General features: G+C 42.0%; 4 protein-coding genes. All 4 read right to left on the bottom strand.

The genetic code is table 11. The features are described from left to right. Positions 1-1783, bottom strand: a 1783-nt coding sequence (locus AC1DRQ_RS27800; RefSeq protein WP_477428820.1) for a glycoside hydrolase family 35 protein, incomplete at its 3' end; no start/stop codon positions are given. A 50-nt stretch (positions 1784-1833) separates the two neighbouring features. Further along, positions 1834-3951 carry an alpha-L-fucosidase gene (locus AC1DRQ_RS27795; protein WP_477428818.1) on the bottom strand — a complete coding sequence of 706 codons (2118 nt, stop codon included), beginning with the start codon at positions 3949-3951 and terminating at the stop codon, positions 1834-1836. Between the two features lie 134 nt (positions 3952-4085). Next, entirely contained in the window at positions 4086-5831 is a 1746-nt protein-coding gene (locus AC1DRQ_RS27790; protein ID WP_477428816.1) for a RagB/SusD family nutrient uptake outer membrane protein, read from the bottom strand. A 50-nt stretch (positions 5832-5881) separates the two neighbouring features. Further along, positions 5882-8577: SusC/RagA family TonB-linked outer membrane protein (locus AC1DRQ_RS27785; RefSeq protein WP_477428814.1), on the bottom strand; the 2696-nt coding region annotated here is incomplete at its 5' end.

The following is an 8577-nucleotide window of genomic DNA, read 5'->3' as shown; positions in this document are numbered from 1 at the left end:
CTTTAATGCTGGTTGCTGTTTGTTGGTGCAGGTCAAACACGATCACTTCATTTTTACCGGTATGTAACCAGTTTGCCGGGCAATACAAATGAAATTGCGGACCAACATTCCAAAACCGGCCAAGGTTATGCCCGTTTACCCATATCACTCCTTTTTTATAATTGCTCAGATCAAGGTATGTATCGGCAACTGTTTTTAGCTCAAATCCACCTTTAAAAAATACACCATCGTTAAAGCCTTCAGGGTATTTGGGTTTTAATGTGGCAATAAATTTGTCATCCATCGGGAGTTTAAATATTTCCCAGTTGGTCAGGGTCATCCCCTCCAGCGTAACACGGTCTGTAATACCTTTCCTGTCAATCATGTACTGGGCAAAGTTTATATGACCCATATTCTCCACTAAAATATCCAGAACAGGGTCTTTTACATCTGTTTTAGGTAGTTTGATGCTCCACTTACCCCCATCACGATATACGGTATCTATAAGTTTACCATTTAATAGCACCAGGGCATAGTCATGCGGCTCAGTAATGGTTAGTGTACCACTTTTATGACCAATAAGTTTGGTACGATACAAAATAAAGCCGCTATACTGCCCTAAACTTTCCATTGGTTTTGGTTGCGGCGATTTTATAGCCTGCGGTAACTCCTTCCATACACTGGTAAAAGGCTGCATGTCAAATGCCGGTATTTCTATTGTTGGGATTGATTTGGGCACTTCGGGTATTTTGTATTTTACATATTTGGCAATCAGATCGCGCAAGGCAAAATACTTGGGTGTTGGTGCTCCTTGCTCATTTACCGGTGCGTCATAATCATAGCTGGTAACATCGGGCTGAAACTGTGTTGGGGTAAAGGCATTGGCACCCGCGTTAAAGCCAAAATTGGTACCACCATGTATCACATATAAGTTAAATGATCTTTTATGCTCAAGCAAATAGGTTACCTGTTTTAAAATATCGGCCTTGTCGGGCTTTTGCCACTTTTCTTTCCAATGGGTTAACCAGCCGGGATAAGTTTCACTGCTAAAAGCGGGCACGTTAGGATTTTGCTTGTTGGCTTGTTCAAAATCGGCATCACTGATACCGCTGTCCAGGCCTATTGCTGCGCCATCAACGCTACCTGCCTCCAGCATAAAGGCAGTAGGTCCATCGGCGGTATAAAAAGGGGCGTTAATGCCATTGTTAACCCATAGGTTTTTCAAGGTTTTTATATAATCACGGTCATTTGAATAACTACCATATTCGTTCTCTACCTGAACCATGATGATCGGTCCGCCATTGGTACATAACAGCGGTTTAACCTGTTTGGATACAGCAGTTACATACCGGGTAACTGCTGACATATATCTTGGATCCATACATCTTACCTTAATATCCGGAATTTTTAATAAGTAAGGCGGCAAACCACCAAAATCCCATTCGGCACACACATATGGGCCCGGGCGCAGTAATACCCACATACCCTCCTGCTTACAAATGTTTATAAACTCGGCAATGTCCCTGTTTTCGGTGGTAAAATCAAATACACCGGGCTGCTGCTCCAAATAGTTCCAGAAAACATAAGCCGCTATGGTATTGCACCCCATAGCCTTTGCCATTTGAATACGCTGGCGCCAGTAGATCTTAGGGATCCTGGCCGGATGCATTTCGCCGCTGATGATCTGGAGTGGTTTGCCATCAAGCAAAAAATCACTTTTACTTAGGGAAAATACATGCTTTTGCTGAGCATTTAAAATACCGAAGGAAAATATCATTAAAAGCAAAAGAAAGGGTTTCTTCATGACTAATTAAAAATTGTATTTATTTGAAATTTGTTGTAGTGTTCATTTTATTAAAGTATCCCAAGCTCTGCAATTGCAAAACCGTTACCCTTAATTACATGCCGGGCTATAAATTTAAAATAACGGGCGTTGACCAGTGCATTAAGCTTTACTGTTTGTTCAATTGGGTTTGAGGCGATGTTTGAAAACTCGCCCCCGGCCACTTGTGTCCAATGCTGCCCGTCATTACTTATCTGGTAAATATAGCTATCAACAATACCTTCTGTACTTTTATCCTGTCTTGGCAAATAAGTAAATGCCTTTATGTTTTGTGGCTTACCTAAATCAACACTTATTTCCTGTGGTTTAAATGCAGCCGAGTCACTTTTTATACTGCTGTTATATAGGGTACGAGGATCGTCATCAATGGCATTTTCCATCCTTTTTTGATTACTATTTTCAGGTTGACCGGGTAACACCATCCAACCAGCTTTGCTTACACCAAAAATCTGTGTTTTAATTTCACTGTGTTCTTTTCCTTCAAAACTTATCGCTTTAACACTACCACCATTGTTATAAGCAAAAGAATGCTGGTAAACCGGCGAATTTAAACCGGGCTCTGTGCCATCAGTTGTGTAATGGATACTACTAACAGGAGCTTCTGTTTGGATACTAACTGCTCCTTTTTTGTCGCGTAAAATATTGGGCGATGATAAATGTGCAGGTTCTTTAAACAATCCAAAATCGCTCAAAGCAATGCATACCGGTGAGCCTGTAATACGAAGCCTTAGTTTTGTAGCAGTGATATTTTGAGGCAGGCGTATCAGTCGGTTGGCACCTATGCTGGTCACGGTGGCTACATCTTGCCAGGCATTATTTTTCCAAACATCAACAGCTGCGCCCTCAATACGCTGGCCCAATTTTATGTTTTCGCGCAGGCGGATCACATTAAATGTTTTGGCTTTATGCAGATCAATAATCAATTTGGGCTTAGTTACTGCATCATTAGTAGCCCAATAAGTATAGCGGTTATTATCAACCAGGTATGCCGTGCCAAACTTAGCAGCATTTCCCCCTCTTACATTACTTGGTTTAAAAGTTGCACCGGCAGCCAGGTTTACAGCAAATGTTTGCCTGATGATAGTGCCGAAATCCTTTAGTTTTTGCACATCTTCGGCTGTTAGCTGGCCATCCTTATCGGGCGATAGACCCAGGTCAAGGCAGGCTCCACGACCTACACTTTTGTAATACAGATCAAGCAAGGTATAGGCCGATTTGGTTTGGCCGTCCTGAGTCGCGTGGTAAAACCATCCGGGTCTTGATGGTACATCACACTCGGCAGGGATCCAGTATTTACCATCACGGGTGCCTTCCGTACTTTCTTCATATTTAACATTACCGTTGGCGGGTCTTTTGCCATCTGTTGAATGCGGCGTAAATGTTTCCCAGTAAGTTTCGCCGGCATGTCCTTCTTCGTTCCCTACCCAGCGCACATCAGGTCCGGCGTCACCAAATATAGCTGCGCCAGGCTGCATCCTGCGGGTAATGGCCCAGGTAGTATCCCAGCCGTAATAAGCAGAACGGTCAATTTTCCTTACTTCGCGTGTACCTCCATAATACCCATCACCTCCATTGGCTCCGTCATGCCATGACATAAATAAGGGGCCATAATTTGCATACAGCTCCTCCAATTGTTTACGGTAAACATCAGTTACATAGGCCGGTTTGCCATAAAGGGGGTTATTTCTGTCCCAGGGAGAGCAGTATATCCCCATTTTCATACCCAATTGTACGCAAGCTTGCTGATATTCCTTAACTACATCACCCTTACCGTTTTTCCAGGGGCTTTGGCTTATGTTATGCTCCGTTGTTTTGGTTGGCCAAAGGCAAAAACCATCGTGATGTTTGGCTACTACTACTATCCCTTTAAAGCCGCCTGCTTTGGCTGCCGCTACTATTTGCAGGGCACTAAAGTGTGCCGGATTAAACAACTTTGGATCTTCTTCTCCATATCCCCACTCTTTATCGGTATAAGTGGCCATGCTGAAATGGACGATGCAGTACATTTCCGTTTCCTGCCATTTTAGCTGTAACGGGGATGGGAGCGCTCCATAAGGTTTGGGAGCAGACTGTGCCAAAGCGGCTATTACATTTATAAATAATAAGGCGACGCCTATCAGTTTTTTCATTTTTCAGATCGGTTTCTGCGAAATTTATTCCTTTTGGATCGTTTTAAAATAACACAGTCCTGTTTGATACGTCCTCGGGCTAATCAAACAGGACTGCAATTACGCACGGGGCATTATCTCCCCCTGCTTACCGGTTACCAGCCCGGGTTTTGTTTTATATTAGGATTTAATGAGATCTCCTGTGTTGGAATTGGTAATAAATACATTTTATCGTTCCAGGTACGGGTGGTAATACTTGGATACTGGCGGATGTAATTATTGGCATCAACAACCACGCTGCTTACATCCAAATGCTGAGCTGTATATTGAGCACGCAAAGCCGGAGTAAGTTTCATGCCCAAAATGGTATTTGGGTTATTGATCAAAGTACCGGCGCGCCATCTTTTGATATCATCAAAACGGAAACCTTCTGAGCCCAGTTCAATACGACGTTCTCTGCGGATCTCATCGATCAATACAGGCAATGTTGGAAAATCAGATTTTGGATCTTTAACCAGGGTAGCAATAGTCATGTGCGGCATACCTACCCTATCACGTAATTTATTAATCGTATTATCAATTACTTGTTGTGTTGCCTGGCCCAATTCAGCCTTTGCTTCGGCTTCAATAAGCAATGTTTCGGCATATCTGAAAATAAAGAAATCATAGGTAGACGCGTTTGCATTCCAGGCAGCCAAACTACCTGAACGGCCTTTGATGGGCTGGTAACCTGTAGAGGTAACTGTAGTACCTATACGGGGTAATGAAATCAGGTCACCATCCAGGAAATCAAAGCCACGGGTTGCTATCTGCTGTTTATAGCGCGGGTCGCGATTAGTAGCTTCGTCATCAGGAGTATTATCCCCTTTATATAAGGGGCTTAGTGAAACAGGTAAACCATCGGAGCATAAAATGGAATTTACAAAATCCTTGCTGTAACCATCACTGGCTTCGCCCAATGACCGGTCAATACCATTCATTAAAATGCTCGACAGATACCGCATAGGCAAAATGGCTTCGGAGTTACCTTTTAATTCATCCTGAATAAACAAGTTATAGTAATCAGATTGTGGGTTTCCTGTGCTATAAAGCTTAAATTGACCAGAATTTATGATCTGCTCGGCAGCATCAGTTGCAGCCTGCAGGTAGGTGGCTTCATCGCCAACGCCGGCATATTTTCTGTAGGTACCTTCCCACAAGCAAATACGCGCTTTTAAGGCAAGTGCCGCATATTTACCCAAACGCCCGTCGGCAGGTGTTACCGGCAAATTAGCCACGGCAAAGTTAATATCCTTCAATACAGAATCCATTACCTGCTTGTGCGGCATTCTTGGGCCGTATAGTACAGACTTTGATGTATCAACTATATATTTATTGATATACGGAACATCGCCAAAGGCTTTTACCTTTTTCCAGAAATCATTTGCCCTAAAAAACAGGGTTTCGCCTACATAAATGTTTTTAGTAGCATCTGGAATGGCGGCCTTACTGTAGTTAGCCAGGAAAAAGTTACAGGCCCTTATTAAGGCAAAATCCCAATCGGTACCAGATTGGTTAACATTTACATTGCCCCCAATGTCCATTGAATTGAAATCAAGGGTTGTACCTGATGGTGCATAATTATGCGTAGCCTGACTTGGCACAGTGTAAGTACCTGCCAACATCGGGTTTATTGTTGCATTGGCTTTATCATCAGAGTTATCGTCAAGTTTTAAAAAATTCTGTATGGTTAAAGCCGAGTAATACTGGTTACAATACAGTTGCAAATCGGTTTCGTTTTTAAAAAACTTTTCAGGAATAATATCACTTAAAGGTGTACGATCCAGAAAGTTTTCCCTTTTACAGGATGCAACAATTGTTATTGCTGCGCAGGCTATATATAGGATATATTTATTTTTCATTTTTAGTAATTTTTAACATCGGTTAAACCCATTTAATTGATATGCTTTGATTAAAACGTGGCCTGCAATCCAAATGATAATGATTTGTTAAGCGGGTAAGTGCCAAAAGACGAGGCCGTTTCAGGATCATAGCTTTTATTGAGCGATGTGATAGTGAACAGGTTTGCGCCGGTCACATATACCCTTAATTTTTGCAGCTTGATGCTTTTTGTAATTGCCGGTGACAGTGTGTATCCTAATGTTAACTGCTTAACGCGGGCATAACCTGCATTCAAAATATATTTGTCCTGACTTTGCTCATTTCCGCCACCACTAAACCTAATGCGTGGGTAGTAAGCATTGGTATTTGTAGGTGTCCAGTAATTGGTAGTCATTTGTGAAGGGATGCTATATTCGTCATCTCTGAAAGCGTAGAATACATATTCGTTAGGGTAGAAATCCTGTTTTAAAACACCTTGTATAAAGGTTGCAAAATCAAAGTTTTTGTATGACAAGTTCAGGTTAAAACCGAATTTGTAATGCGGTGTAGTATTACCTATTAGCTTTTTATCGCCCATGTTAGAGAGGGTGTTATCACCGTAGTTGATCTTACCATCACCATTCAGGTCTTTATATTTGATATCGCCGGCAAGCCATTTGTAACCTGCAAGGGCCGAGTTATCAACAGCTGCTGCTTCGGCATCGGTTTTATAAAAGCCATCATTAACATAGCCGTAAATATTACCCAGGTCCTGGCCCTGTATAAAATCGTTAATGCTGTTGGTTGGGTTACCGCTGTATTTGGTTACACGTGTATTTGAAGTATTTGATAAGCCAAGCGTAACGCTATAGTTTAACTGGTTATCAAACAATTTGTCTCTCCAGTTTAAACTAAACTCCCAACCATGAGACGCGACATTGGCTGAGTTACTTGGTGGCACGGGAGCACCAAGGGTTGATGGCAACTGCTGACCCGGAACAAGGATATCTTTAATATTGGTAATAAAATAGTCAAATGAACCATTAAGCTTATCATTAAACAAAGAGTAATCAAGCCCAAAGTTTTTAGTTTGCACTTTTTCCCATGTAAAGTTAGAGCTTATTAAAGCTGGTGAAGCTACCATAACCCCTTGCTGGCCGCCCATTAAATAATTAACCAGGCCGGTTTGCTGTACAGCTATATAAGGATACTGATTGCGTGACGAAGCTAAAGAACCTGCCAGCATATTGAGCATTTGACCGGTTGAGCCTACTCCTGGTACCAACTGATTTGGTAACTGACCATATGAAGCCCTTAACTTTAACTGGTTAAGCGTGCCTTTGAGGCTTTCCATAAATTTCTCTTCAGATACATTCCATCCTACGGATGCTGATGGAGAAAAAGAGTACCTGCTATTGGGCTGAAAACGTGAAGTACCGTCATAACGGGCATTAATTTCAACCAGGTATTTGTTGTCATAAATATAGTTCAGCCTTGAAAATGTACCTACTAAGGCATATTCTGTTTCAACACTCCCTACCTGTGGTTTTGAATCATTATTTACGCCCGAAGCCGGCAGATTTGGATCAATCAGGTTTTTAACCAGCGTACTGCCTAATATATAATGCTGGTACTCTTGATTATAACCTACCAGAGCTTTTAAATAGTGTTTGCCAAACGTATTTTCGTAAGTGGCAAAAGCGTTTAAAGCATTATAATTATTGTTTGTTTTATTTTCAATTACCTGCGATGGGTTTGTCCATGGATATATATCCAAAAATGTTCCGTTTACACCATACTCGTTAAATGGTATCAGACTGGCCTTGCGATTGTCATTAAGCGCGTTCCAGGTGTAATCTACATTTACTGATAAATGATCAACCGGCCTGATAATAACACGACCTGTAGTCCAGAAATCATTTTGCGAATCGATATCCCTGCCCGAAAGCGCATTTACAGCCAATGGATTAGTATAATTTCCCTGACCGGCAAAATTACCATCCGGGTTATAAACTGGCATTACAGGTGGAATGTTTGAATACAACCATGCACCACCCTGGTTTATACGGGTTGAAGCTGGCTGGTTATTGTCAGTATGGGTCATTGACATGTTTAAACCCAGGGTAAGCCATTTAGCTACATCTGAATTTACTTTTAAAGTTGGTGTATACCTTTGATATACCTGGTTTGCTGATTTTTCCAAACCATCCTGCCTGAAATAACCTAAACTGGTTAAAAAGGTGGTCTTACCTTCGCCACCTGAAACGGAAATGTTATGCTGTTGTTGCGGCGCCCATCCCGGATAAAGTACTTTTGTCCAATCGGTATTGCCCACATAACGGTATTTTTTAGGATTGCCCGGGTCAGGGTAACCTGTAGGATTATTTGCCGGATCATTAAAATAAGCGGTTGCCATAGTTGAATCGAGCGCTGTAAAAGGTGTGGTTGAATAACCACCACTTTTTAAGCCTGTACGGTTAGCCTCGTTAAACATTTTAATGTAATCCAGAGAATTTACCTGCTCCACCAAGCGTGTAGGTTTTGAAATGGTATAAGAGCCTGAATAGCTAACCCGCGTTGCGCCTACTTTACCGGTTTTGGTAGTAATTAAAATTACCCCATTAGCAGCCCTGCCACCATAAATTGCCGCCGATGCCGCATCTTTTAACACAGTTACACTCGCTACATCATTAGGATCGATCAAATTAGGATCGCGGGCAACACCATCAACCAATATTAGTGGTGATGTATTTACCGCCGAAGGCAGGTCACCTATTTTTGCAGGAG

This window comes from Mucilaginibacter sp. P4_E8, assembly GCF_056401495.1.
Note: the sequence above shows the minus strand (reverse complement) of the source record. Positions and strands in the feature narration are given on the sequence as shown.